The organism is Agromyces bracchium (assembly GCF_009709675.1).
In the GTDB taxonomy this organism is placed as follows: Bacteria; Actinomycetota; Actinomycetes; order Actinomycetales; family Microbacteriaceae; genus Agromyces; species Agromyces bracchium.
Map to the genome: position 1 here is coordinate 214,664 of NZ_WMLB01000025.1, position 25,091 is coordinate 239,754.

General features: G+C 72.0%; 21 protein-coding genes. 7 read left to right on the forward strand and 14 right to left on the reverse strand.

Annotated features, from left to right (window positions below; genetic code table 11):
- Window positions 1-15 precede the first annotated feature (15 nt).
- Both glgX and ybaK read left to right on the forward strand, forming a co-directional pair.
- Window positions 16-2,226: a glycogen debranching protein GlgX gene (glgX, locus tag GJ743_RS12420; protein WP_155052200.1), complete on the forward strand. Its 2,211-nt coding sequence runs from the start codon at window positions 16-18 to the stop codon at window positions 2,224-2,226.
- Window positions 2,226-2,723 carry a Cys-tRNA(Pro) deacylase gene (gene ybaK, locus GJ743_RS12425; protein ID WP_155052201.1) on the forward strand — a complete coding sequence of 166 codons (498 nt, stop codon included), beginning with the start codon at window positions 2,226-2,228 and terminating at the stop codon, window positions 2,721-2,723. Before glgX ends, ybaK begins: the two co-directional genes overlap by 1 nt.
- Before the next feature lie 12 nt (window positions 2,724-2,735).
- Here ybaK and glgP read toward each other — a convergent pair whose 3' ends face one another.
- Window positions 2,736-5,300 (reverse strand): alpha-glucan family phosphorylase, encoded by a 2,565-nt coding sequence (gene glgP / locus GJ743_RS12430; protein WP_328289143.1) that lies wholly within the window; start codon window positions 5,298-5,300, stop codon window positions 2,736-2,738.
- Window positions 5,301-5,335: 35 nt separating this feature from the next.
- Between glgP and GJ743_RS12435 the strand changes: the two genes are divergently transcribed.
- The gene (locus GJ743_RS12435) at window positions 5,336-7,438 is read left to right on the forward strand and encodes a maltotransferase domain-containing protein (protein ID WP_155052202.1); all 2,103 of its coding nucleotides are present in this window, start codon (window positions 5,336-5,338) and stop codon (window positions 7,436-7,438) included.
- Entirely contained in the window at window positions 7,435-9,639 is a 2,205-nt protein-coding gene (glgB, locus tag GJ743_RS12440) for a 1,4-alpha-glucan branching protein GlgB (protein WP_155052203.1), read from the forward strand. The genes GJ743_RS12435 and glgB overlap by 4 nt, the downstream gene beginning before the upstream one ends.
- Before the next feature lie 60 nt (window positions 9,640-9,699).
- Here the strand turns inward: glgB and GJ743_RS12445 are convergent, their stop codons facing one another.
- Together GJ743_RS12445 and GJ743_RS12450 are read right to left on the reverse strand one after the other, a co-directional pair.
- Window positions 9,700-10,662, reverse strand: coding sequence for a tetratricopeptide repeat protein (locus GJ743_RS12445; protein WP_328289145.1), 963 nt, complete (start codon window positions 10,660-10,662; stop codon window positions 9,700-9,702).
- Window positions 10,659-12,548 (reverse strand): hypothetical protein, encoded by a 1,890-nt coding sequence (locus GJ743_RS12450; protein WP_155052205.1) that lies wholly within the window; start codon window positions 12,546-12,548, stop codon window positions 10,659-10,661. The genes GJ743_RS12445 and GJ743_RS12450 overlap by 4 nt, the downstream gene beginning before the upstream one ends.
- Window positions 12,549-12,743: 195 nt before the next feature.
- Here GJ743_RS12450 and GJ743_RS12455 point away from each other — a divergent pair, with 195 nt between their 5' ends.
- Together GJ743_RS12455 and GJ743_RS12460 are read left to right on the forward strand one after the other, a co-directional pair.
- Window positions 12,744-14,351, forward strand: a complete 1,608-nt coding sequence (locus tag GJ743_RS12455) for a DivIVA domain-containing protein (RefSeq protein WP_155052206.1) — start codon at window positions 12,744-12,746, stop codon at window positions 14,349-14,351.
- Between the two features lie 23 nt (window positions 14,352-14,374).
- Window positions 14,375-15,439, forward strand: a complete 1,065-nt coding sequence (locus tag GJ743_RS12460) for an AI-2E family transporter (protein ID WP_155052207.1) — start codon at window positions 14,375-14,377, stop codon at window positions 15,437-15,439.
- Window positions 15,440-15,509: 70 nt separating this feature from the next.
- Here the strand turns inward: GJ743_RS12460 and GJ743_RS12465 are convergent, their stop codons facing one another.
- The 9 genes from GJ743_RS12465 to rpsB form a co-directional block, all read right to left on the reverse strand.
- Window positions 15,510-16,247, reverse strand: coding sequence for an alpha/beta hydrolase (locus GJ743_RS12465; RefSeq protein ID WP_155052330.1), 738 nt, complete (start codon window positions 16,245-16,247; stop codon window positions 15,510-15,512).
- A gap of 11 nt (window positions 16,248-16,258) precedes the next feature.
- A complete protein-coding gene (locus GJ743_RS12470; RefSeq protein WP_196216992.1) occupies window positions 16,259-16,567 on the reverse strand; it encodes a hypothetical protein in 309 nt (102 codons plus the stop codon).
- A gap of 38 nt (window positions 16,568-16,605) precedes the next feature.
- On the reverse strand, window positions 16,606-17,418 hold the full coding sequence (locus GJ743_RS19630; RefSeq protein WP_376861955.1) for an aggregation-promoting factor C-terminal-like domain-containing protein: 813 nt from the start codon (window positions 17,416-17,418) through the stop codon (window positions 16,606-16,608).
- 50 nt (window positions 17,419-17,468) lie between these two features.
- Complete coding sequence (locus GJ743_RS12480; protein ID WP_328289146.1) at window positions 17,469-18,023, reverse strand: DivIVA domain-containing protein; 555 nt, start codon at window positions 18,021-18,023, stop codon at window positions 17,469-17,471.
- A gap of 41 nt (window positions 18,024-18,064) precedes the next feature.
- Window positions 18,065-19,048: a phosphatidate cytidylyltransferase gene (locus GJ743_RS12485; RefSeq protein ID WP_230386747.1), complete on the reverse strand. Its 984-nt coding sequence runs from the start codon at window positions 19,046-19,048 to the stop codon at window positions 18,065-18,067.
- 11 nt (window positions 19,049-19,059) lie between these two features.
- Entirely contained in the window at window positions 19,060-19,614 is a 555-nt protein-coding gene (gene frr, locus GJ743_RS12490) for a ribosome recycling factor (RefSeq protein WP_328289147.1), read from the reverse strand.
- A 30-nt stretch (window positions 19,615-19,644) separates the two neighbouring features.
- Window positions 19,645-20,376 carry a UMP kinase gene (gene pyrH / locus GJ743_RS12495; protein ID WP_155052208.1) on the reverse strand — a complete coding sequence of 244 codons (732 nt, stop codon included), beginning with the start codon at window positions 20,374-20,376 and terminating at the stop codon, window positions 19,645-19,647.
- 158 nt (window positions 20,377-20,534) lie between these two features.
- A complete protein-coding gene (tsf, locus tag GJ743_RS12500; protein WP_155052209.1) occupies window positions 20,535-21,365 on the reverse strand; it encodes a translation elongation factor Ts in 831 nt (276 codons plus the stop codon).
- Window positions 21,366-21,410: 45 nt separating this feature from the next.
- Entirely contained in the window at window positions 21,411-22,328 is a 918-nt protein-coding gene (rpsB, locus tag GJ743_RS12505; protein WP_155052210.1) for a 30S ribosomal protein S2, read from the reverse strand.
- Between the two features lie 272 nt (window positions 22,329-22,600).
- Between rpsB and GJ743_RS12510 the strand changes: the two genes are divergently transcribed.
- On the forward strand, window positions 22,601-23,173 hold the full coding sequence (locus tag GJ743_RS12510) for a murein hydrolase activator EnvC family protein (RefSeq protein WP_230386748.1): 573 nt from the start codon (window positions 22,601-22,603) through the stop codon (window positions 23,171-23,173).
- 7 nt (window positions 23,174-23,180) lie between these two features.
- Here the strand turns inward: GJ743_RS12510 and GJ743_RS12515 are convergent, their stop codons facing one another.
- Both GJ743_RS12515 and GJ743_RS12520 read right to left on the reverse strand, forming a co-directional pair.
- Window positions 23,181-24,110 (reverse strand): tyrosine recombinase XerC, encoded by a 930-nt coding sequence (locus GJ743_RS12515; protein WP_155052336.1) that lies wholly within the window; start codon window positions 24,108-24,110, stop codon window positions 23,181-23,183.
- Window positions 24,111-24,168: 58 nt separating this feature from the next.
- Window positions 24,169-25,089, reverse strand: a complete 921-nt coding sequence (locus GJ743_RS12520; RefSeq protein WP_155052211.1) for a phosphodiesterase — start codon at window positions 25,087-25,089, stop codon at window positions 24,169-24,171.
- Window positions 25,090-25,091 lie beyond the last annotated feature (2 nt).

The following is a 25,091-nucleotide window of genomic DNA, read 5'->3' on the forward strand; positions in this document are numbered from 1 at the left end:
ACTACTGTAGTTCGCATGTCTCCGGCCGATCCGCTCCACGACCTGGGCGTGCGCACCGGACCGGGCGGCGGCACGATCCGCGTCTGGTCCGAGCACGCGACCTCCGTGGACCTCGAGATCTTCGGCGCCGAAGACCTGGACTGGGCGCTCGAGCGCGTGCCGCTCGAACGTCACGAGCACGGCGTGTGGCAGGCGGCATCCGCTGCCCTGCTGCCCGGCGCACGCTACGGGCTGCGCGTCGACGGGCCGGCGGGGCTCGAGCACGCCTTCAACCCGGCGCACACGCTGCTCGATCCGTGGGCCCGCGGCCTCCAGCCCGCGGCGGACGGGTCGTGGCGCGGCGTCGTGATGGACTCGCTCGCGGCGGAGGGCTTCGACTGGGGCGGCGTCGGCAAGCCGCGCGTGCCGCTCGACCACACGGTCGTCTACGAGGCGCACCCGAAGGGGTTCAGCCGGCTCAACGAGCGCATCCCCGAGGTCCTGCGGGGCACCTACGCCGGGCTCGCGCACGACGCGTCGCTCGAGTACCTCACCGGCCTCGGCGTCACGACCGTCGAACTGCTGCCCGTGCAGGCGTTCGTGGCCGAGGAACGGCTCGTCCGCCAGGGTCAGGTCAACTACTGGGGCTACAACACGCTCGGCTTCTTCGCGCCGCACGCGCCGTACGCGAGCGCAGCGGCCCAGGCCGCCGGCCCCGCCGCGGTGCGACGCGAGTTCGCGGGCATGGTCAAGCGCCTCCACGAGGCGGGCCTCGAGGTCGTGCTCGACGTCGTCTACAACCACACCGCGGAGGAGGGCCGGCAGGGGCCGACGTACAGCTTCCGCGGCATCGACAACGCCTCGTACTACCGCCACGACGCGCACGGCCGCTACGTGGACACCACGGGGTGCGGCAACACGCTCGACTTCGGCCACGACGCGCCCGTGCGGCTCGTGCTCGACTCGCTGCGCTACTGGGCCGACGAACTGCAGGTCGACGGCTTCCGCCTCGACCTCGCGGCGACGCTCGGCCGCGATGCGCTCGGCGCCTACTCCCCCGAGCATCCGCTGCTCGCCGCCATGCTCGCCGACCCCGTCATCGGCGCGGGAAAGCTCATCGCCGAGCCGTGGGACGTCGGCCCGTTCGGCTGGCAGACCGGCAACTTCGCGCCCGGCTTCAGCGAGTGGAACGACCGCTACCGCGACCGCATGCGCGACTTCTGGCTCGGCGACCTGCGTCGCGAGCGGCACGGCGAGCACGGCAGCGGCATCGGCCGTTTCGCGACGCGCCTCGCGGGTTCGTCGAACACGTTCGCCGTCGAACGCGGACCGCTCGCGAGCCTGAACTTCATCACCGCGCACGACGGGTTCACGCTCGCCGACCTCGCCGCCTACGACGTCAAGCACAACCTCGGCAACGGCGAGCACAACCGCGACGGCGCCGATCACAACAACTCCTACAACCACGGCGTGGAGGGGGCAACGGACGACCCGGACGTCTCGGCGGCGCGCCGCCGGAGCATCCGGAACCTGCTCGGCACCCTGTTGCTCTCGGCGGGCGTGCCCATGCTGACGGCGGGCGACGAGTACGGCCGCAGCCAGCGCGGCAACAACAACGCGTACTGCCACGACTCCGAGCTGACCTGGCTGGCGTGGTCGGCCGACGAGCGGGACGCCGCGCTCGAGGCGACCACCCGGCACCTGCTGCGGCTCCGCCGCGAGCACCCGGCGCTGCGGCCGGTCCGGTACGGGCGCTTCGGCGAGCGCGTGCCGAGCGCGTCGCAGATGGACTGGTACAACGCCGACGGCGAGACCATGACGATCGAGCACTGGCACGACCCGTCGCAGCGGACCCTGCAGTTCCTCGCCGCCTCGACGCCCGAGTTCGAGGGGTTCAACCGCATCCTGCTCGTCGTCCACGCCTCGGAGCGCGAGGTCGAGGTGCTGCTGCCCGAGCACCCCGGCGTCGACGACTACGAGCTGCTGTGGGACTCGGCCGTCGACGAGCCGGGCGACGAGCTCGGCGCGCGGCACCAGCCCGGCACGCGCCTCGCGATGACCCCGCAGTCGATGCGGCTCTACCGTGCGTCGGGCGACCCGGCGCCGGTGCTCGTCGATGCCGCGGCCGGCTCGCTCGGCGCGGGCGCCGACGAGGCCGACGTCGCGGACGACGGTCGCCGAGCCGACGACACCGCGGACCGTGGCGCGAGCGACGCAGCGAACGCGGTACCCGAGGCCCCGGCCTGATGGCGAAGCGAGCGGATGCCTCGGCCGGCACGCCCGCGACCGTCGCGCTGGCACGCGCCGGCATCCGCTTCACGGCGCACCCGTACGAGCACGACCCGCGCGCGGCCGCGTACGGCCTCGAGGCCGCCGAGAAGCTCGGCATCGAGCCGGAGCGCGTCTTCAAGACGCTCCTCGCGAGCGTCGACGGCGCGCTCGCCGTGGGCATCGTCCCCGTCGCCGACCAGCTCGACCTGAAGGCGCTCGCCGCAGCGCTCGGCGGCAAGCGCGCCGAGATGGCCGACCCCTCGCTCGCGGAGCGGAAGACGGGCTACGTCGTCGGCGGCATCAGCCCGATCGGCCAGAAGGTCGCGCTGCCGACCGTGCTCGACGAGTCCGCGATCCTGTTCGAGACGATCCTCGTCTCGGGAGGTCGCCGCGGCCTCGACCTCGAGCTCGCCCCCGACGACCTCCTGGCGGTCACCTCGGGCCGCTACGCCCCGATCGCCCGGGCGCGCTGACCCGGCGTCCGTTCAGCCGGCGGCGGCGACCAGCCCCAACTCGGCCGGCGAGACGAGCAGCGGATGCCGCGGCACCACCCGCACGGTGTACCCGAATGCGCCGGCCCGGTCGAGCGTGACGGCGCCCGTGTACACGCAGGTCGCGGCATCCGTCGTCGACGCCCCGTCGGGCACGAGCTCGGCGACGCGCGCGTGGTCGATGCGGTCGTCGCCGTGCGAGTGGCCGTAGACGACCTCGACGGCCACGTCGGCCTCCGTCAGCGCGCCCAGCGCGACGTGCGCGCGCAGGTGCAGCTCGTCGCCGACGTGCGGCGTCGACTCGAGCCCGCCGGACTCGACGTGCGCGACCTGCACGCCCGGCCAGGCGGCGCGCACGCGCGCGCCCCACGCGGCGAGCTCGCGCGCGGGCTTCGCCCCGTCCGCACCGACCACGGCGGCGTGCTCGGCCGCCGGGCGGTACAGCCGCTCGACGTACTCGCGCACCATGCGGTCGGCGCCGAGCTCGGGCGAGAGGTGCGCGAGCGTGCGTCGCACGCGCGCCATCCACTCCGTCGGCACGCCGTCGCGGTCGCGGTCGTAGAAGAGCCGCGTGATGCGGTGCTCGATGAGGTCGTACAGGGCGGATGCCTCGAGCCGATCCCGCTCGGCCTGGTCGCCCGCGGCATCGGCGGTCGGGATCACCCAGCCGTGGTCGTCGGCGGCGTACTCGGCCCACCAGCCGTCGAGGATCGACAGGTTCAGGGCTCCGTTCATGGCGGCCTTCATGCCCGACGTGCCGCACGCCTCGAGCGGGCGGAGGGGGTTGTTCATCCAGACGTCGCAGCCCGGATAGAGCAGCTGAGCCATTCCGATGTCGTAGTCGGGCAGGAACACGATGCGCTCGCGGAGCTCGGGTCGCTGCGCGAACTGCACGAGCCGCTGGATGAGTCGCTTGCCCTCGTCGTCGGCCGGATGCGCCTTTCCCGCGATCACGAACTGCACCGGGCGGTCGGGATTCGTGAGGATCGCCGCGAAGCGCTCCGGATCCTGCAGCATGAGGGTCAGTCGCTTGTACGTCGGCACGCGGCGCGCGAAGCCGATCGTGAGCACGTCGGGGTCGAGCACGCGGCGCACCCAGTCGGGCGCGACGGCGCCGCCGTGCTGGTCGGCCCACGCACTCGAGAGGCGGCGGCGGGCGTCCTCCACGAGCTGCAGGCGCATGCCGCGCTTCACGCCCCAGAGCTCGGCGTCGCTGACCGCGGCGCTCAGCCAGTCGGCGTGCTCGGTGTCGCCCGTGCCGAGTCGCTCCTCGGCGAGCGCGAGCAGCGCCGGGTCGGTCCAGGTCGGGGCGTGCACGCCGTTCGTGACCGAGGTGATGGGCACCTCGTCGGCGTCGAAGCCGGGCCACAGGTCGCCGAACATGCGTCGGCTGACCTCGCCGTGCAGCTTCGAGACGCCGTTCGCACGCTGCGCGAGCCGGAGCCCCATCATCGCCATGTTGAACGCGCTGTCCTCCGCAGGCACTCCCGGTTCGAGCCCGAGCGGGAGCGCGTCGGCGGGGTCGATGCCGGGCAGCAGTCCCGACTCGAGGTAGCTCGCGACGAGCGCCTGGTCGAAGCGGTCGATGCCCGCGGGCACGGGCGTGTGGGTCGTGAAGACCGTGCCGGCGCGCACGAGCTGGAGCGCCTCGGCGAACGAGAGCCCGTCGCCGATGCATGCCGAGATGCGCTCGAGCCCGAGGAACCCGGCATGCCCCTCGTTCATGTGGAACACGTCGGGGAAGTGCCGGCCGGTGAGCCCGCTCCACGCGCGGAGCGCGCGCACGCCGCCGATGCCGAGCAGCAGCTCCTGCTGCAGGCGGTGCTCGCCGCCGCCGCCGTAGAGCCGGTCGGTCACCTGGCGGAGGTCGTCGTCGTTCGCGGGGATGTCGGTGTCGAGGAGCAGCAGCGGCACCCGACCCACCGCGGCCTGCCAGACGCGGGCGTGCAGGCTGCGACCGCCCGGCACGGCGAGGGTGACCTGCACCGGGGTCCCGTCGGCGCGACGCAGAACCGAGAGGGGCAGCCCGTCCGGATCGAGCGCCGGGTAGCGCTCCTGCTGCCAGCCGTCGGGCGCGATGGCCTGCGAGAAGTAGCCCGCCTTGTAGAACAGGCCGACCGCCACGAGCGGCACCCCCAGGTCGGAGGCGGCCTTGAGGTGGTCGCCCGCGAGGATGCCGAGTCCGCCCGAGTACTGCGGCAGCGCCTCGGTGATGCCGAACTCCGGCGAGAAGTACGCGACCGTCCTCGGCGTCTCGGCGCCGAGCGACTGGTACCAGCGCGGCTCCGACACATACGCGCGGAGCTCGTCGCGCTCGCGCTCGGCCCATCCGATGAAGCCCTCGTCGGCCGCGAGTTCGTCGAGCCGGCGGGCCTCGACGTCGCCGAGGAACGCGATCGGGTCGCGTCCCGAACGGCGCCAGCCCAGGGGGTCGATGTGCTCGAACAGGCGTCGCGTCGGCTCGTGCCACGACCATCGGAGGTTCGCGGCGAGCTCCTCGAGCGCGCCCAGCTGAGGCGGAACGACGGCGCGGACGGTGAACTTGCGGATGGGCTTCACGGGGTCAACCCTACGCAGCACCGTGTGTCCGAGAGATGAACGGATGCGACGACACCGTCGGGGGGCGCGCAGCACCGCGCAACCCGGTGTCGATCGAGCGGCATCCGCGCTACGGTCGGAACGTGACGAGCCGCCCAGTTCGAGCCGGCCGGATCCCCGTGACCCGGCTCACGCCCGCCCTGCCCGATCCGCGATGGAACCCGAAGGCGTTCTCCGGGGAGGTGGTCCCGTTCCGCGCCACGGTGTTCCGCGAGGGGCACGACCTCGTGGGCGCGATGCTCGTGCTCACGAGCCCGTCGGGCGTGAAGCAGCGGCACCGCATGACGGCGGGCGCCGCGGGCACCGACCGCTGGGAGGCGAAGGTCCGGCTCGACGAGCTCGGCACCTGGCGCTGGCGTGTGACGGGCTTCGGCGACGAGGTCGGCACGTGGGTGCACGACGCCGAGGTGAAGATCGACGCGGGCGTCGACGTCGAGCTGATGTACGAGATCGGCGCGCGCCTCGCCGAGCGCGCGGCGAAGGAGGCCGGCCGGCCGGCCGCCGTGCGCAAGCGCCTGAAGGCGTACGCCGCCGCGCTCCGCGAGACTGAGGCCGCGGCATCCGCTCGCCGCGCGCTGCTCGAGGACCCGGTGCTCGAGGAGTTCCGCGCCCGGCCGCTCGCCCGCCTCACGACCGACTCCGAGGAGCACGAGATCCTCGTGGAGCGGCGGCGCGCGGGCGTCGGCTCGTGGTACGAGTTCTTCCCGCGGTCCGAGGGCGCGCGCCGGCTCAAGAAGGACGGCTCGTGGAAGTCGGGCACGTTCCGCACCGCGCAGCGCCGGCTCGACGGCGTCGCGGCGATGGGCTTCGACGTGGTCTACCTGCCGCCGATCCACCCCATCGGCTTCGCGTTCCGCAAGGGCCCGAACAACACGCTGACGCCCGGCCCGTTCGATCCCGGCTCGCCGTGGGCGATCGGCGCGGCGACCGGCGGTCACGACGCGATCCACCCCGACCTCGGCACGCTCGCCGACTTCCGCGCCTTCGTGCGCAGGGCCGCGGCGCTCGGTATCGAGATCGCGCTCGACCTGGCCCTCCAGGCCTCCCCCGACCACCCGTGGGTGACCGAGCACCCGGAGTGGTTCACGACCCTCCCCGACGGCACGATCGCCTACGCCGAGAACCCGCCGAAGAAGTACCAGGACATCTATCCCGTGAACTTCGACGACGACTTCGAGGGCCTCGTCGTCGAGGTGACCCGCATCGTGCGGCACTGGATGAAGCAGGGCGTGCGCATCTTCCGCGTCGACAACCCGCACACCAAGCCGCTCGCGTTCTGGGAGCGCCTCATCGGCGACATCAACGCGACCGACCCCGACGTGGTGTTCCTCGCCGAGGCGTTCACGCGGCCGGCGATGATGCATGCGCTCGCCATGGTCGGCTTCCAGCAGTCGTACTCGTACTTCACCTGGCGCAACACCAAGGCCGAGCTCGAGGAGTTCCTCACGAGCGTGTCGCAGGAGACGGCCGACTTCATGCGGCCGAACCTGTTCGTGAACACCCCCGACATCCTCACCGAGTACCTCCAGTTCGGCGGGCCGGCCGCGTTCACCGTGCGGGCGACCATCGCAGCCACGGCCGGGGCGACGTGGGGCGTGTACTCGGGCTTCGAGCTGTTCGAATCGGTCGCGCGGCCGGGTGCCGAAGAGGCCATCGACAACGAGAAGTACGAGTACAAGCCGCGCGACTTCGCCAAGGCCGAGGCGGATGGCCGGTCCCTCGGCCTCTACCTCGGGATCCTGAACCGCATCCGCGCCGACCACCCCGCGCTCGGGCAGCTCCGGAACATCCGCTTCTACTACAGCGACGACGACTCGGTGCTCGTCTACTCCAAGCACCTCGAGGGGCGCTTCATCGAGGGGCACGGCCCCGACGACCACGACACGATCCTCGTCGTGGCGAACGTCGACCCGCACTCGGTGCGCGAGACGACCGTGCACCTCGACCTCCCGGCGATCGACCTGCCCGAAGGCGGCACGTTCGAGGTCGAGGACCTCGTGACCGGCGACCGCTGGGAGTGGGGCGAGCACAACTACGTGCGACTGGACGCGTTCACGCAGCCGGTGCACATCCTCCGAGTGATTCGAGGCGCGGAATGACCGACACGACCCCCGTCCATGCACCATCGGTCCCCGACGACCTCCTGCTGGCCGTCGCCGAGGGGCGCCACCACGACCCGCACCAGGTGCTCGGCCAGCACGGGTTCGAGTCGCCCGGCGAGGGCGGGGCGCACACGGTCATCCGCGTGCGACGTCCGCTCGCGGCATCCGTCACCGCCCTGCTCGACGACGGCGCCGAACTCGGCCTCGCGCACGTCGGCCACGGCGTCTGGGCTGGTGCCGGCACGTTCGGGCCGACCGGCTACCGCGTGCGCGCCCGGTACGACGACGGCACGGAATGGACCGCCGACGACCCCTACCGCTACGCGCCCACCATCGGCGAGCTCGACCTGCACCTCATCGAGGAGGGCCGACACGAGGAGCTGTGGACCGTGCTCGGCGCGCACCACCGCGAGTTCCCGTCGATCACGGGGCCGCTTCGCGGCGTCTCGTTCACCGTGTGGGCACCGCGCGCCCGCGCGGTGCGCGTCGTCGGCGACTTCAACCGGTGGGACGGCCTCGGGCACTCCATGCGCAACATGGGCTCGAGCGGCGTCTGGGAGCTGTTCGTGCCCGACGTCGAACCCGGGGCGGCGTACAAGTTCGAGATCCTCGCGCAGTCGGGCGAGTGGCTGATGAAGGCAGACCCGATGGCCCGCCGCGCCGAGGTCGCGCCCGCGACCGCGTCGGTCGTGGCGACGAGCGGTCACGACTGGGCCGACGGCGAGTGGATGTCGGGGCGCGCGCACCGCAACCCGCACGAGCTGCCCATGAGCATCTACGAGCTCCACCTCGGGTCCTGGCGCCCCGGCAAGGGGTACCGCGACATCGCGGACGAGCTGATCGAGTACGTGCAGTGGCTCGGCTACACGCACGTCGAGTTCCTGCCCCTGGCGGAGCATCCGTTCGGCGGATCGTGGGGCTACCAGGTCACCGGCTACTACGCGATCACGAGCCGGTTCGGCTCCCCGGACGACCTGAAGTACCTCATCGACCGGCTGCACCAGGCGGGCATCGGCGTGATCATGGACTGGGTGCCAGGGCACTTCCCGAAGGACGAGTGGGCACTCGCGAGCTTCGACGGCGAACCGCTCTACGAGCACCCCGACCCGCGCCGCGGCGAGCAGAAGGACTGGGGCACGCTGGTCTTCGACTACGGCAACCCCCGCGTGCGGAACTTCCTCGTCGCGAACGCGCTCTTCTGGCTGGAGGAGATGCACGTCGACGGTCTCCGCGTCGACGCCGTGGCCTCCATGCTCTACCTCGACTACTCGCGCGAGGACGGCGAGTGGCTGCCGAACTGGTACGGCGGCCGCGAGCACCTCGAGGCCATCGGCTTCCTGCAGGAGGCCACCGCGACGGCCTACAAGCGCAACCCGGGCGTGGTGATGATCGCCGAGGAGTCGACGTCGTGGCCGGGCGTGACCGCGACGACCTCGTCCGGCGGCCTCGGCTTCGGGTACAAGTGGAACATGGGGTGGATGCACGACACCCTGCAGTACATCCAGCGCGACCCGATGTACCGCTCGCACCACCACGGCGAGCTCACCTTCTCGTTCCTGTACACGTTCAGCGAGCACTTCATCCTGCCGATCAGCCACGACGAGGTCGTGCACGGCAAGGGGTCGCTCGTGCGCAAGATGCCGGGCGACCACTGGCAGCAGCTCGCGAACACGCGCGCCTACCTCGCGTACATGTGGGCGCACCCCGGCAAGCAGCTGCTGTTCATGGGGCAGGAGTTCGGGCAGCTCTCCGAGTGGAGCGAGGAGCGCGGCCTCGACTGGTGGATCCTCGACCAGCCGAGCCACCGCCAGCTCGCGGAGCTCGTCGGCCGTCTGAACCGCACCTACGCCGAGACGCCCGCGCTCTGGCAGCTCGACGACGACTCGGCCGGCTTCGACTGGGTCGAGGGCGGCGCGGCCGACATGAACGTGATCGCGTTCCTCCGCTACGACCGGGATCGCCGGCCGCTGCTGTGCATCGTCAACTTCGCGGGCAACCCGCACGAGGGCGTGCGCTTCGGCCTGCCGTTCGCGGGCCGCTGGCGCGAGGTGCTGAACACGGATGCCGCGGAGTTCGGCGGCTCGGGCGTGGGCAACCTCGGCGGGGTCGACGCGACCGACGAGCCGTGGGCGGGCAAGCCGGCCTCAGCCGTCTTCACGCTGCCGCCGCTCGGGGCGCTCTGGTTCCGGCCCGCCTGACCTCGGCGGTCGAGCAGCCGGTGGTCGAGTAGCACCGGCGAAGCCGGAGCGTATCGAGACCTAGTAGAGCAGCATCGCGAGTCGGCGACGCGCCGCGGCCACGCGCGGGTCCTCGACGCCGACCACCTGGAACAGCTCGAGCAGACGCTCGCGGACGCGGTTCTTCCCGTCGCCGTCGAGCGTCGGGAAGAGCTCGAGCAACCGGGCGAACGCGTCGTCGACATGCCCGCCCGAGAGGTCGAGGTCGGCGACGTCGAGCTGCGCATCGAGGTCCGCCGGAGCGGTCGCCGCGCGGTTCCGGATCTCGTCGAGCGTCTTGCCCTGCAGGCGGCCGAGGAGGTTCGCCTGCGCGAGCCCCGCGACGGCGAGGTCGTCCCGCGGGTCCTGCCCGATCGCCGTACGGTAGGCGGATGCCGCGGCGTCGTAGTCGCCGCGGCTGATCGCGTCGAACGCCTCCTGGTGCAGGGGCGGAAGCGGCTCCTCGACGGGCTCCTCGGGCGCACCCTCGACCGCGCCCTCGCCGTCGGCGGCGGGCACGCGCCCGGTCACGCCGTTGCGTTCGGCGACCTCGAGCAGCTGGTCGAACACCTGGTCGATGACGTCGTCAGGCTGCACGCCCTGGAAGAGCGGGACCGGCTGGCCGGCGACGAGGGCGACCACCGTCGGGATCGCCTGCGCCTGCAGCGCCTGCACGAGCTGCGGGCTGCGGTCGGCGTCGGCGGGGGCGAGCACGAGGCGCCCCTCGCGGGCGTTCACGAGTCGCTCGAGCGACGCGACCAGCTGGGTGGACTGCTCGCTCCACGAGGCCCACAAAGCGAGGACCACCGGCACGGAACGCGACAGCTCGAGCACCTGGCCGAAGCTCTGGTCGTCGACGGCCGCGACGTAGCCGGTCGCGCCTCCGGCCGCGGGCGTCGCGCCCGGGGCATCCGTCGCCCGACGCTCGTCGCGGTGCACGAGCGAGGACAGGTCGACCGCGCCGCGCAGGCTGGCGGGCTCGTGGGGCGGGAACGCGTTCGTCACTTGACCTCCGATGCGCCGATCAGGGATTCGGACCAGCCCAGCAGCCGGATCTGCTCCTCGGATCCGACCGCGGGCACGTAGAACATGAGCTGGATGCCGATGACGCGCTGCACGCCCTTGGCGCTCTTCTCATCGAAGCCGGAGAGCGCGGCGCCGGGCTGGCCCTCCTTGAAGCCGATGGTGCCGCCGTCGTTCGGCGTGACCTTCTCGGTCTGCGTGATCGAGACCGTCACGAGTGCGCCGGAGTCGTTCGTGGCGAGCGCGACGGTCGGGCTGTCGCCCGGCTCGTTGGAGAACGCGACGTCGGCGGTGTCGGGAAGGTCGTCGGCGATGGCCTTCTGCCCCTCGACGCCGAGCTGCTGCCGGATGACGTCGCCCTCGGGGTCGAAGAACTGCGCGAACTCGGACTCGTCGCCCTTCAGCAGCACGTCGGCGTAGGCGGGGGCGACCTGACCGGTCGGCATCACGAGGCCCTTGAACTCGGGGTTGATCGGCGGAGCGCCGATCGACGCCGGGGCGACCTCGGGCACGTCGGCGTCGGGGACGAGCGCCGTCGCGTACAGGACCTTGTAGTTCTCGCGCGGGGACTCCTGGCGCAGGACCAGGGCGGTCGGGGCGACCGTCTCGTCGTCGTTGTTCTTCGCGATGGTCAGCACGGTCCGCGGCCATCCGGTCGCCTGCTGCGGCAGGGTCAGCGTCAGCGGCGCGGCGGGGATCGCGGGAAGCGAGGCCTGGTCGGGCAGCGACTTGCGGATCGCGTAGTTCGCCTTGCGCGCCTCGTAGGCGGGACCGGTGAACCGCTCCGCGAGCTGCTGCGCATCGGCGGCGGCGTCGACCTCGGTCGTGAAGACCGCGACGCGGCGCATGATGCGCTCCATCTGGGGCACCGTCACCGCGGGCACGACCGCCGGAGCCTCCGGCTCGGTCGACTCGGCCTCATCGGCTTCCCCCTCGGCCGCGGTCTCGACCGGGGTGGCCGGGGCCGTCGTCTCGGGCGCCGACGACAGGTCGGGCCAGTAGTCCGAGGAGCACGCCGACAGGGCGATCGCCGGAACCAGGAGCACGGGCAGGAGCGCGATGCGCTTGGCGCGGCCGGCCGAGCGGCTCGGACCGGTCGAGCCCAGCGCGGCGCGCTGCGACCGAGGCGGGCGGGGTGCGCGCATGAGCTTGCCCTTCGGACCCTTCGGGAGGTTGCGTCGGGGCCCGCGCGAACGGCGATGCGCCAGGACGCCGGAGATGACGAGGACGATGCCCACGATGAACAGCAGCGCGCCGCCGGCGATCAGCGGGCCGGCCCACGGCGTGGCGTTGTCGAGCGGCCATGCGACGACGATGCGACCGGGCGCGGGGGCCGTGCCGTCGGACGAGACGAGGACCGTGATCCCCTCGGGCACGTCGACCGTGGTCGTGAGGGTGCGGTCGCCGGTGAACTCGTCGAGCCACAGGTCGCTGCCGACCGGCGACGCGGCGGGGTCGGGCTCCGCCTCGGCGGACTCGGACTCCTCGTCGGCCTGCGGTTCGTCGGTCGCCGGGGTCCCGGGGGTGTTGTCGTCGACGGGCTGCGCCACGACCACCTCGCTCGTGAGCTCGCCGGCCTCGCCGTCGTAGCCGACCGACACGTACGGGTCCTCGCCGATCCAGCTCAAGACGTCCTCGGTGCGCCCGTAGGCGAGATGGACGGGGCCGCCGCCGGAGACCGTGATGGTCTGTTTTCCCGGGTTCGCGGCGAGCGCCTCGGGCGTGAGGACCGTGTAGCTCGCCTGGTTCTCGACCACCGCTCCGAGGGAGACCTTGTCGGGCTCGAGGAAGACGGTTCGTTGGGCGATGCCGATGCCGACCAGCACGGCGGCAGCAGCGAACGCCAGAATGGCGAGGACGAAGCGCACTCGGGTTACCTCCAGGCCGCCCGCGGCGGCATCCGACAAAGACACCCCACACTACCGACGCAGTCTGGGAGTCTCCTAACCGATGTCTGGGTGACATCGGACCCCATCCGGGCCGCGCCGGGCCGTATGATCGGAGGCGACCCGCGCGCCCCCCACAACCCCCCACAACGCGGGACACGGACCCCGGAGGAAGAATTGGCCGTCGAAGAGACCGAGTTCACGCAGGTGTTCCGCGGATACGACAAGGACGAGGTCGACCGCAGCATCAACCAGCTCCGCCGCGAGATCATCTCGGCGAACAATGCGTCGGGTGACGTGCAGAAGGAGAACAAGCGCCTTCACGCTCGCATCGAGGAGCTCACCGCCGAGCTCGAGGAGGTCGGCAGCCCGACGTTCTCGGGCCTCGGCACGAAGCTCGAGAACACGCTCCGCGTCGCCGAGGAGCAGTCGACGCGCCTGATCGCCCAGGCCGACATCGACGCCGAGAAGCTCCGTCGCGCGGCCGAGGACGAGGCGCACCTCATGCGCTCCGACGCGCACGAACTCGCCGAGCGCACGCTGAGCGAGGCGCGCGCCCAGGCGAACCGCCTGCTCGAGAACGCCCGCGCCGAGGCCGACGACATGGTCGCCCGTGCGCACGAGGCGAGCGAGCAGGTCCGCGACGACGCCAACCGCGACGCGGCGACGATCCGCGGCACCGCATCGACCGAGGCGGCCGAGGCGCGTGCGACCGCGAAGCGCGAGTCGGCGGCCGTCGTCTCCGAGGCCGAGCGGAAGGCCGCGGAGATGCTCGTCGCCGCCAACACCGAGGCCAACGAGGCTCGTGCCGCCGCGGCCGGCCTCCAGGAGGAGACCGAGCAGACCCGCGCGGAGGTCGCGGTCGAGCTCGACCAGAAGCGCGCCGAGCTCGCCAAGGAGACCGAGCAGGCCCGCATCGACCTCGCCAAGGAGACCGAGCAGGCGCGTCTCGACCTCGAGCGCGAGACCGCCGAGGCGCGCGCCGCGCTCGACGCCGAGATCGAGGAGCGCCGCGCGGTGCTCGAGCACGAGCTCGAGCAGGCGCGCACCGACCTCGACCGCGAGCTCGACGCGGAGCGCGTCAAGCTCGCGCAGGAGCGCGAGCAGGTCTCGGTCGACCTGGAGCGCGAGACGGAGACCGCCCGCCTCAAGCTGCAGCACGAGCTCGACCGCATCCGTGCCAAGCACGCGGCGGAGCTCGAGCAGATGCGAGCCGACCTCGCCCTCGAGCAGGAGCAGGCGCGCGCCGACTTCGAGGCCGAGGCGGAGCAGGCCCGCATCGACCTCGACAACCAGCTGACCTCGATGAAGAAGAAGACGACCCACGAGGTCGATCGGATGCGTCGCGAGATCGAGCGTGCGCGCATGGACCTCGATGCCGAGCTCGCGACCAAGCGCGACGAGGCCGAGCAGGAGCTGCTCGCCGCGCAGCAGGAGGCCGCCGACCAGACGAAGAAGTTCCTCGACGACTCCAACGCCGAGCTCGCCGAGGCCGTCGCCCGCACTGCGGAGGCTCGCGCCGAGGCCGAGCGTCTGGAGACCGAGGCTCGGACCGAGATCGCCGACGCTCGCGACAGGGCCGACGAGGAGGCGCGCGAGCGCGTCGCCGCGGCGCACTCGCAGGCGCGCAAGCTGATCGCCGACGCCGAGGAGCGCACGCGCGCCCTCGTGGCGGACGCCGAGGACCGCCTCGCCCAGATTAGGATCGAGCGAGACGCGGTCGCGGGCTACTTCGAGAGCCTGCGCGGCGTGCTGACCCAGGCGGAGCAGGTGGCGAACAAGTAACGCGAGACGAGGGAGCGCGGGGATTGAAGATCCAGAACGCGTTCCGCATCGCGCTCGTCGGCACGCTCGGCGTCGGAACCGGACTCCTGATCCTGTCCGCCGTCTCGAGCCTGTCGACGATCCTCACCTACATCGGAGCAGCACTGTTCCTGGCCCTCGGCCTCGAGCCCGCCGTCAGCGGGCTCGAGCGCCGAGGGCTTCCGCGTTGGGGCGCCATCCTGCTCGTCATCGCGGGGGTCGCGGCGGTCGTCGCCGCCCTCCTCATCGCGGTGATCCCGATCATCGTCGACCAGGTCGCCGACCTGATCGCCCAGATCCCGGGGATCGTCGCGCAGATCAACCGCGTCGACTGGATCGCGTGGCTCCAGGAGCAGTTCCCGCTGCTCCTCATCGAGGAGATCAGCCAGCAGGCGGGGGCGGCGCTCACCGACTTCTTCACCAACCCGAACCGGCTGAGCGAACTCCTGGGCGGCGTGTGGGCGGTCGCGATCGCGATCGGCGGAGGAGTGTTCGCGGTGATCGTGGTCGCGGTCCTCACGATCTACTTCACGGCGTCGCTCGACGCGATGAAGCGGGCCACCTACCAGCTCATCCCGGCGTCGCGTCGCGCACGCTTCGCCGACCTGACGGAGCAGATCACGCAGTCCGTCGGCCGCTACGTCATCGGCCAGGTCTCGCTCGCGGCCGTCAACGGCTTCCTGAGCTTCACGTTCCTCTCGATCATCCAGGCGCCGTTCCCCGCCGTGCTCGCCTTCATCGCGTTCCTGTTCTCGCTCGTCCCGCTCGTGGGCACGCTCACGGGTTCCGTGATCATCGTGCTGCTCTGCCTCATCCCGGGCCTCGGGTCGCCGCTCACCGCGCTCGTGGCGGCGATCTACTACCTGATCTACATGCAGGTCGAGGCGTACGTGCTCTCGCCGCGCATCATGAGTCGCGCGGTCAAGGTGCCCGGGGCCCTCGTGGTCGTCGCGGCGCTCGCCGGCGGCGCGTTGCTCGGCATCCTCGGGGCGCTCGTCGCGATCCCGATCGCCGCGGCCATCCTCCTCATCATCAAGCAGGTCGTCATCCCGCGCCAGAACGAGCGCTGACACCGACGCACGGCCGGCCGCCGTTCGAGCGGGCGCGGGCCGTCCGAGCGTGCGCCGCCGGCGCGGCGCGTCAGGCCTCGGGCGTCGAGACGGATGCCGCGGGCCACTCGGTCGGCAACGGCAGCGCCGCGGGGTTCACCGCGCCGACGATCTCGTCCAGCACGCGGCGGGTCTGGGACTCGCCCACCCAGAGGTGCTTGCCGCCCTCGACATCGATGCGCGTCAGGTTCGGCAGCCCGGCGAACCGCTCGGCCGCCTCGGCGGGCTTGAGGTAGTCGTCGTGCTCGGGGATCAGCGCCACGACGGGCACCGGAGCGGAGCGCCAGCGCGCGAGCTCCTCATCGCTCGTGCGGTGCAGCGGCGGCGAGAGCAGGATCGCGCCCGCGATGCCGTGCTCGAGTCCGTACTTCAGCGCGAGCTCGGTCCCGAACGACCAGCCGACGAGCCACGGGTTCGGCAGCCCCCGCTCCACGACGAAGCGCATCGCGGCCGCGACATCCGCTCGCTCGCTCACGCCGTGGCCGAACTCGCCCTCGCTCGTGCCGCGCACGGAGCTGGTGCCGCGCGTATTGAAGCGGAGCACCGCGAGGTCGGCGAGTGCGGGCAGCCGCGCGGCGGCCTTCCGCAGGATGTGCGAGTCCATGAACCCGCCGGCGGTCGGCAGCGGATGCAGCGTCACGAGCGTCGCCACCGGGGGCCGGTCGAGCGGCATCGCGAGCTCGCCGACGAGGCGGAGCCCGTCATCGGTGCGGAGTTCGATCTCCTCGCGGCGCGCAGGCAGCAGCGCTCCGGCTCGGATCTCGGTCATGGTGTCGTCGGTCACGTGGGTCCGATCCTCCAGCAGTGGGTGTGCCAGTGTCGTCGCGAGGCCAGGTCGGCCGAGTCGCCCAGGACGCCGTCGGCGCGCCAGGCCACGAGGTGCGCGACACCGGGGTCGATCTCGAGCCCGCAACCCGGGCACAGGTAGGCCTTCACCGCCTGCGCCTCGGACACCGGCTGCACGTTCCATTCGCGCCCGCCGCGCACCTCGGTGCGCCGCCAGCCGGCCGTCATCCGCGCGACGTCGAGCTCCGGATGCGGCTCGCGCGCCTTCGCGGCGCGACCACGGGAGCGGTGCGAACGGGCCATCGGTCCAGTCTAGGGTCGGGTCGGACTCGGGAGCCGACTCAGTACCAGCCGACGCTCTGCGAGTGCGCCCACGCGCCGCAGGGCGTGCCGTAGCGGCCCTGGATGTAGCCGAGGCCCCATTCGATCTGCGTGGCCGCGTTCGTCTCCCAGTCGGCGCCCGCGGTGGCCATCTTCGAGCCGGGGAGCGCCTGCGGGATGCCGTAGGCCCCGCTCGAGGCGTTGTAGGCGTTCACGCGCCATCCGGATTCCTTGCTCCAGAGTGCGACGAGGCAGTCGAACTCGGTCGTCGGCCAGCCGCGCGCGGCGACGGCCTGTGCACCGTACGCCTGTGCGCTGCCCGGATCGGGCACCACGGCGGGCGGCGCCCAGCCGGCGGCGGCCGCGGGCTCGGGCTCGTCGGGCTTCGCCTCGACGACGTACCCCTCGGAGGCCACCGCGAGCGAGGAGTAGCCGTCGGCGAGCTCGACCTCCTGCGCGGTCTCGCCGCCGAAGCGGTCGACCGGGACGTACGTCGAGGTCGCCGTCGCGCCCGAGTACGGGTCGACGACGTTGACGAGCAGGAAGCTGACGGATGCCGCGAACGCGAACACCACGGTCGCCGCCTGCTTGACCGGGCCGGCGACGCTCCCCCGCTGCGCCGGTCGACCCGATGCGCGTGCCTCCGGGCGGGCGGCCGACCGGGCGTCGGGCCGAACGGCGGGTCGGGCGTCGAGGTCTGTCGCGGGCCGGACCGGGCGTGCCGCCTGCGGCACCCGACGAGGTCGCACGCCCGCCGCGGCGTCGGCGCGCGCCCACCGCTCCCGGACGGCATCCATCGGCACGTCGTCGTACTCGTCCGAATGCCTGCCCACGATTGGTCGAGTGTAACGGAGGGAATCCCCCCGGTCGAACGCCGGGCCGCTCACCGGACCGCGAGCATCACGTCGACGACGGCATCGAGGACGAGGTCGACCTGCGCCTCGCGGTACCCGCCGCGCTGCGGCGAGAACACGACGCCCCGGACGTCGTCGATCGCGACCGGCCATCCGTCGCGGAAGTACCGCGTGAGTCGGTCGGCGAACGCATCGACCTCGTGCACGTCGTACCCGAGGGCGAGCCAGCTCACGCGCTCGAAACGAGCGCCCTCGGGCCGCGCGAGACGGTTCGCGACCACCTGCGCCGTCGTGCGGGCCTCGGCGAGCCACGCCTCGTCGCCGTGCAGCCGGGAGGCGATCTGCCGCTCCCGGAACGCGAAGGCGTCCTCCAGTCGCTCCATGGCCGCGTCGACGTGGGAGGTCGAGTAGCCGCCCTTCTGCATCGAGAACGCGGTCAGTCGGATCCGCTCGGCGTCGAGGCCCTGGTCTTCGGGGTCGGGGCGGCCGTCGTACGCGCGACGGGCACGCTGGAGGAAGTCCTCGACCTCGGCGGTCTTGTAGCCCAGCTGGTTCCTGCGGGCCCGGGGGAACGTGGCATCCACCGCACCAGTATCGCGCACGCGCGACGGTTCCTCGCGCACGGTCACGAGAAGATCTGGAACGCGGCGAACGCGACGGCCGCCGACGGGAGGATCGAGTCGAGCCGGTCGAGGAAGCCCCCGTGCCCCGGCAGCCACGAACTCATGTCCTTGATGCCGAGGTCTCGCTTGATGAGCGACTCGGCGAGGTCTCCGAGGGTCGCCGAGAGGAAGATGGCGGCGCCGAACACCAGGCCGAACCACCACGGCTGCCCGAGCATGAACAGCGCGAGCAGGACGCCCGCGAGCAGGCTCGCGAGCGCGCCGCCCGCGAATCCCTCCCAGGTCTTCTTCGGGCTGATGACGGGCGCCATCGGGTGCCGGCCGAACGCCAGGCCCGATGCGTACGCCCCCGTGTCCGCCGCGACCGCGGTGATGATGAACGCCAGCGTCCACCACTGGCCGCCGTCGGCGGCCGTGAGCACCACCGCGAACGTGGCGAGGAAGGTGACGTAGCCCTGCACGAACACGCCGGCCCCGAGGTCGCGCACGAGGCTCGAGGTCTCGGCGCGGACTGAGGCGGAGGCCTGCTCGGCGAGCCGCCAGACCACCACGAGCGCCATCCCGCCGAGGACCCCGACGAGCTGCCCGGCCGGCCCGCCGTAGTACGCCACCGGTACGGCGACGACCGCCGCGATCACGGTCGGGATGCGCGGCACCCGGTATCCGCCGTGCTTCAGCGCCGCCGCGAGCTCGGAGCTGGAGAACCCGGCCACGACGACCGCGAACACCATGAACAGCTCCTTGAACACCAGGAGGCTGAGGAGCAGGGTGCCGCCGAACGCCAGGCCGATCAGGATGGCGAGGAGGAGGTTCCGACCGGTTCGCGCGTTGATGCGCTCCTGGGCTTCGTCGAACTGCGCGCGGGATGCCTCGAACTGGCGCTCGAGGTCCACGCGCCGCGCGTGCATCTGCGCGCGGAGCTCGTCGCGCGTCGAATGCCGCTGGTCGTCGGCGTCCGACCGTTCCCCATCAGGGACGCCCGTCATGGTGTGGCCCCTCAGACCTCGAGGAGTTCGGCTTCCTTGCGCTTCAGCGCCTCGTCGATCTGGTCGACGTGCGACTTGGTGACGTGCTCGAGTTCCTTCTCGCCGCGCACCACCTCGTCGTCGCCCACCTCGCCCTTCAGTGACTCGAGGTCGTCCTTCGCCTTGCGACGGATGTTGCGGACGGACACCCGCGCATCCTCGGCCTTCGAACGCACGATCTTGACGAACTCCTTGCGTCGCTCCTCGGTGAGCTCGGGCAGGGTGACGCGGATGATGTTGCCGTCGTTCGACGGGTTCGCACCGAGGTTGGGGGTGTCGCGGATCGCCTGCTCGATGTCCTTCATCGCGGACTTGTCGTAGGGCGTCACGACGAGCGTGCGCGCCTCGGGGTTCGCGAGCGAGGCGAGCTGGGCGAGCGGCGTCGGCGTGCCGTAGTAGCTCACCATGATCTTCTGGAAGAGCTGCGGGTTGGCGCGGCCGGTGCGGACGGAGGCGAAGTCGTCCTTGGCGACCTCGACGGCCTTCTGCATGCGTGCACTTGCTTCGGACAGTACATCCGCGATCACGGGGACTCCTTCTCTCGGGCTCGGGACAGTCTATCGATCGGTGGCCGGCTCGCCGTTGCTGACGACGGTGCCCAACTCGGCGCCGAGGATCGCCTTGGTCACGTTGCCCGCGGGCTCCATGCCGAACACCTGCATCGGCATGCCGTTGTCCATGCAGAGGCTGAAAGCCGTCGAATCGACCACCTTGAGCCCGCGCTGCAGCGCCTCCTGGTAGCTGATCCGGTCGATCTTGTGGGCGTCGGGGTTGGTGCGCGGGTCGTCGGAGTAGACCCCGTCGACGCCGTTCTTCGCGACGAGCACCACATCGGCGCCGATCTCGAGTGCGCGCTGCGCGGCGACCGTGTCGGTGGAGAAGTACGGCAGCCCGGCACCGGCGCCGAAGATGACCACGCGGCCCTTCTCCAGGTGCCGCTCGGCGCGACGCGGAATGTACGGCTCGGCGACCTGCGTCATCGAGATCGCGGACTGCACGCGCGTCTCGGCACCCGCCTGCTCGAGGAAGTCCTGGAGGGCGAGCGAGTTCATGACCGTGCCGAGCATGCCCATGTAGTCGGCCCGACCGCGGTCCATGCCGCGCTGGCTGAGCTCGGCGCCTCGGAAGAAGTTGCCGCCGCCGACCACGATCGCGACCTCGACGGTGCGTGCCGCGTCGGCGATCTCGCGGGCCAGCGAGCTGACGACGTCGGGGTTGACCCCGAGTGCGCCGCCGCCGAACGCCTCACCCGACAGCTTGAGCAGCACCCTGCGCGTGTGTTCCGTCATCCCCGACCGATCCTTCCCCTCTGGGAGTCAAAACTAGTGGTTCCGGGCCGTCGCCGCAGTGCGGCCGGGCCCGCGCCGTGCCCGCGCGTCGCCGCGACATCCGGACACAGCAAAGGAGCCCGGACCGCGCGATGCGGTCCGGACTCCCCTGGCACGTGTTACGCGCCGACCTTGAAGCGGGCGAAGTCGCTCACGGTCAGGCCGGCGTCCTGCACGACCTTGCCGACGGACAGCTTGTTGTCCTTGGCGTAGTCCTGCTCGAGCAGCGCGACCTGCTTGAAGAACGCGCCGAGGCGACCCTCGACGATCTTCGGGAGTGCAGCCTCGGGCTTGCCCTCCTCGCGGGTGATCTGCTCGACGAGCGCGCGCTCCTTCTCGACGGCCTCGGCCGGGACGTCCTCACGAGTGAGGTACTCCGGCGCGGCGAACGAGATGTGCTGCGCGATCGAACGCGCGGTCTCCGCGTCGTCGCCCGCGTAGCCGAGGACCACGCCGACCTGCGGGGGCAGGTCCTTCGAGGTCTTGTGCAGGTAGATCGAGAAGTGCTCGCCCTTCACGAGGCGGACCCGGCGGAGCTCGACCTTCTCGCCGAGGATCGCGGCCTCGCCGTCGATGAGCTCGGCGACGGTGCCCGTCTCGGCCGGCGCGGCCAGGGCGGCCTCGACGGTCTCGGCGCGGGCCGCGGCGACGGCCGCGAGCACGCGGTCGGCGAGGCCGACGAACTTCTCGCCCTTGGCGACGAAGTCGGTCTCGCAGGCGAGCTCGATGAGGGTCGCGGTGCCGTCGCCGTTCTCGGCGGCGGCGACGAGGCCCTCGGAGGTCGAGCGGTCGGCGCGCTTGGCGTTGCCCTTGGCGCCCTTCAGGCGGAGGATCTCCGTCGCCTTCTCGATGTCGCCGTCGGCCTCGACGAGCGCGTTCTTGGTGTCGGTCATGCCGGTTCCGAGCTGCTCGCGGAGCGCCTTGATGTCGGCGATGCTGACGTTGGCCATGTGGAATGGACTCCCTGTCGTTTCGGAGTGGGTGGGGGTGCCGAGTTACTCGGCGGCAGCTGCGCCCGCGGCGTCGGCCTCGGACTCGGTCGCGGCGACCTCGGTGGCCGCCTCGTCGACGACCTCCGCGGCCTCGGCCTTGGCCTCGGTCTTCGACTCGGCGACCTTCTCGGTCTCGGCGGACGACTGCTCGGGGGTGCTCTCCGACCCGGCGTTGAGGAGCTCCTGCTCCCACTCGGCCAGCGGCTCAGCCTCCTCGCCCTCCTCGGGCTTCTGGTGGCGCTGGATGAGGCCCTCGGCCGCGGCGTCGGCGACGATGCGCGTGAGCAGGCTCACCGAACGGATCGCGTCGTCGTTGCCCGGGATCGGGTACTGGACCTCGTCGGGGTCGCAGTTGGTGTCGAGGATGCCGATGACGGGGATGCCGAGCTTCTTGGCCTCGTCGATCGCGAGGTGCTCCTTCTTGGTGTCCACGACCCAGAGCGCCGACGGCGTCTTCGAGAGGTTGCGGATGCCGCCGAGCGACTTGTGCAGCTTGTCGAGCTCGCGCTTCTTGAGGAGGAGCTCCTTCTTGGTGAAGCCCGAGGTGGTGCCCTCGAAGTCCAGCTCCTCGAGCTCCTTCATGCGCGCGAGGCGCTTGGACACCGTGGCGAAGTTGGTGAGGAGGCCGCCGAGCCAGCGCTGGTTGACGTACGGCTGGCCCACGCGCGTGGCCTGCTCGGCGATCGACTCCTGCGCCTGCTTCTTGGTGCCGACGAAGAGGATGGTGCCGCCGTGGGCGACCGTCTCCTTGACGAAGTCGTAGGCCTTGTCGATGTAGGCGAGCGACTGCTGCAGGTCGATGATGTAGATGCCGGAACGCTCGGTGAAGATGAACCGCTTCATCTTCGGGTTCCAACGGCGGGTCTGGTGCCCGAAGTGCACGCCGCTGTCGAGCAGCTGGCGAATGGTGACGACGGCCATGGCCGTTCTCCTTCTGTTCTCAGTTGTCGCTCCGGCCGGCGGCCGGAAGCCCTGGTGCCCGGCACGGCTCCGCCGGCTCGCGCTGCGAGCGGGACTGAGTGGAGTCGGTGGCCGAATGGGCACGCGTAGTCGCCCCGACAGGCGGGGCGCTCCGGACATGCTATCACGCGGCGGGTGCGCGACCCCTCCTCACCATCGGCGTCCGGAGGCGGGCAGCGCACGGGCTCGGCGACCCCTCCGACGAGCGGATGCCGCGGCGGCACGCTCGACGCATGCGCCTCTCCCCCGTTCCCGGCACCGCCATCGCGGCGAGCGTCGCCGGCATGCTCGCCGTCCTCGTCGTGGTGCTCGCGGCGCCCGGCTCGGCCGCTGCGTCGACCGTCGACGCGACCGCCCCGATCGGGCGCGCCGACGCGATCGGCGAGGCGCCCGCCGATCGCTGGGTCTGGCCGGTCGGCCCGCCGGTGCTCGTCATCGAACCGTTCCGCGCTCCGCCGACGCCGTACTCGGCCGGGCACCGCGGGATCGACCTGACCGCCGCACCCGGGGGCACGGTCGTGGCGACGGCCCCCGGCGTGGTCTCGTTCGCCGGCCCCGTCGCCGGGCGCGGAGTGCTCTCGATCGATCACGGCGACGGCGTCGTCAGCTCGATCGAGCCGGTCGACGCCGCCGTGGCAGCCGGCGACGCGGTGCGGGCCGGCGAGCCCGTCGCGACGGTGGCGACCGGCGGTCACTGCGACGGCGAGTGCATCCACCTCGGCGTTCGGGTGCACGGCGAGTACGTGTCGCCCCTGCGGTGGTTCGGCGGCGTGCCGCGCGCGGTGCTCCTGCCGATGACTGGATGACGCCTCGTCAGGCCCGCGGGTGCGCCGTGCGGTAGGTCTGCTTGAGTCGCTCGGCCGAGACGTGCGTGTAGATCTGGGTCGTGCCGAGGCTCGCGTGTCCGAGGAACTCCTGCACGGCACGGAGGTCGGCACCGCCGTCGAGCAGGTGGGTCGCCGCGCTGTGCCGGAACGCGTGCGGCCCCGCCGGGCCGGAACCGGGCAGGTCGGCCAGGAGCCCGGCGACGAGTCGGTGCACGCTGCGGACACCGAGTCGTGCGCCACGCACGCCCACGAACAGCGGCCGCACCCCGCCCGCAGGAGTCGGGGCGCCGTCGCCGGCCGCGGCACGGAGCAGCGCGGGGCGGGCCGTCTCGAGGTAGCGGTCGAGCGCGGCGGCGGCCGGTGCGCCGTACGGCACGACGCGTTCCTTCGACCCCTTGCCCGTGACGCGGACCGTCCGGTTGCCGCGATCGACGTCGTCGACGTCGAGCCCGACGAGCTCCGAGACGCGGAGCCCGCAGGCGTAGAGCAGTTCGATCACGGCGAGATCGCGGAGCGGAACCGGGTCTCCCGTCGCGGCTCGCAGCTGCATCCCGTCGAGCAGGCTCGCGACCGCGGGTGCCGCGACGACCCGGGGCAGCGTGCGCTTGGCTCGGGGCGCGCGCAGGCGCGCGGCCGGATCGGCCGGGAGCGCGCCCGTGCGTTCGAGCCAGGCGCAGAACCCCCGGGCGGATGCCGCGCGCCGGGCGACGGTCGTCCGGGCGAGCCCGCGCTCGGTCGCCGCCCAGAGCCAGTCGCGCAGCAGGTCGAGGTCGAGGCCCTCGATCCCGGTCGCGGATCGCTCCTCCGCGAACCGGGCCAGGTCGGCGAGGTCGGAGCCGTAGGCCGCCGCGGTGTGCTCGGAGTAGCCGCGCTCGAGGCGCACGTGCTCGAGATAGGCCTCCACGGCGGCATCCATGCCCGACCGCCCGGCGCCGACGGGCGACAGGCCCCCCGTCGTGCCGGCCCGCGCCGGTTCAGCCATCCGTCACCCATTCGCGCTTGCGCGAGAAGCGATCGAGGCGTCCCTCCTCGTCGAGCGCTTCGACCTCTGCCAGGAACTGCTCGCCGAAGCTCGTGATCTCGCCGAACGTGCCGACCGGGACCACCGAGCTCACGACCGCGTCGTCGAAGCAGTGGACGAGGGAGAAGGACCTGCCGCCGTCGATGCCGACGAGGTGCCGCGCCGGCGCGGAGAGGTCCATCGTGTACGCCAGCGAACCGGCGACGGAGACGGGGACCCCGGCGAACGTGCCCTGCGTCGGGTAGTGGAGGTGGCCGCCGAGGATCGCGCGGACGTCGCGGTCGCGGAGCACCTCTGCGAGCTCGTCCTGCCTGCGGAGTTCGAGCACGTCCATCAACGCCAGCGGCGTGGCGATCGGTGCGTGGTGGAGCGCGAGGATCGTGCCGTTGGGGGCAGGCTCCGCGAGCACGGCGTCGAGCCAGTCCAGGGTCTCCGCCTCGAGGATGCCGTGGTGGTAGCCGGGCACGCTCGAGTCGACGGCCACGACGCGGAGGCCGTCGACGTCGATGATCTGGTTGACGGGGCCGTCGTCGCCGCTCTCGTCGCCGAGCAGGACCCGTCGGAACGGCTCGCGCTCGTCGTGGTTGCCCATGACCCAGATCAGCTGGGCACCGGTCACCTCGGCGACGGGTTCGAGCGTGGCGCGGACGCGACGATACGCGTCCTCCTCGCCGAGGTCGGCGACGTCGCCGCTGACGAGGATCGCGTCGAGCCCGCCGACCATCCGGGAGAGCTGCTCGGCCGCGCGGTCGAGGTTGGTGACGGTGTCCGCACGCCCGCCGAGCGGCGCCCCGCCCTCGAGGAGATGCGTATCGCTGAGGTGCGCGATCACGTGACGTGCCGCGGGGTACCTGCCGAGTCGAGGGTGATCCATGT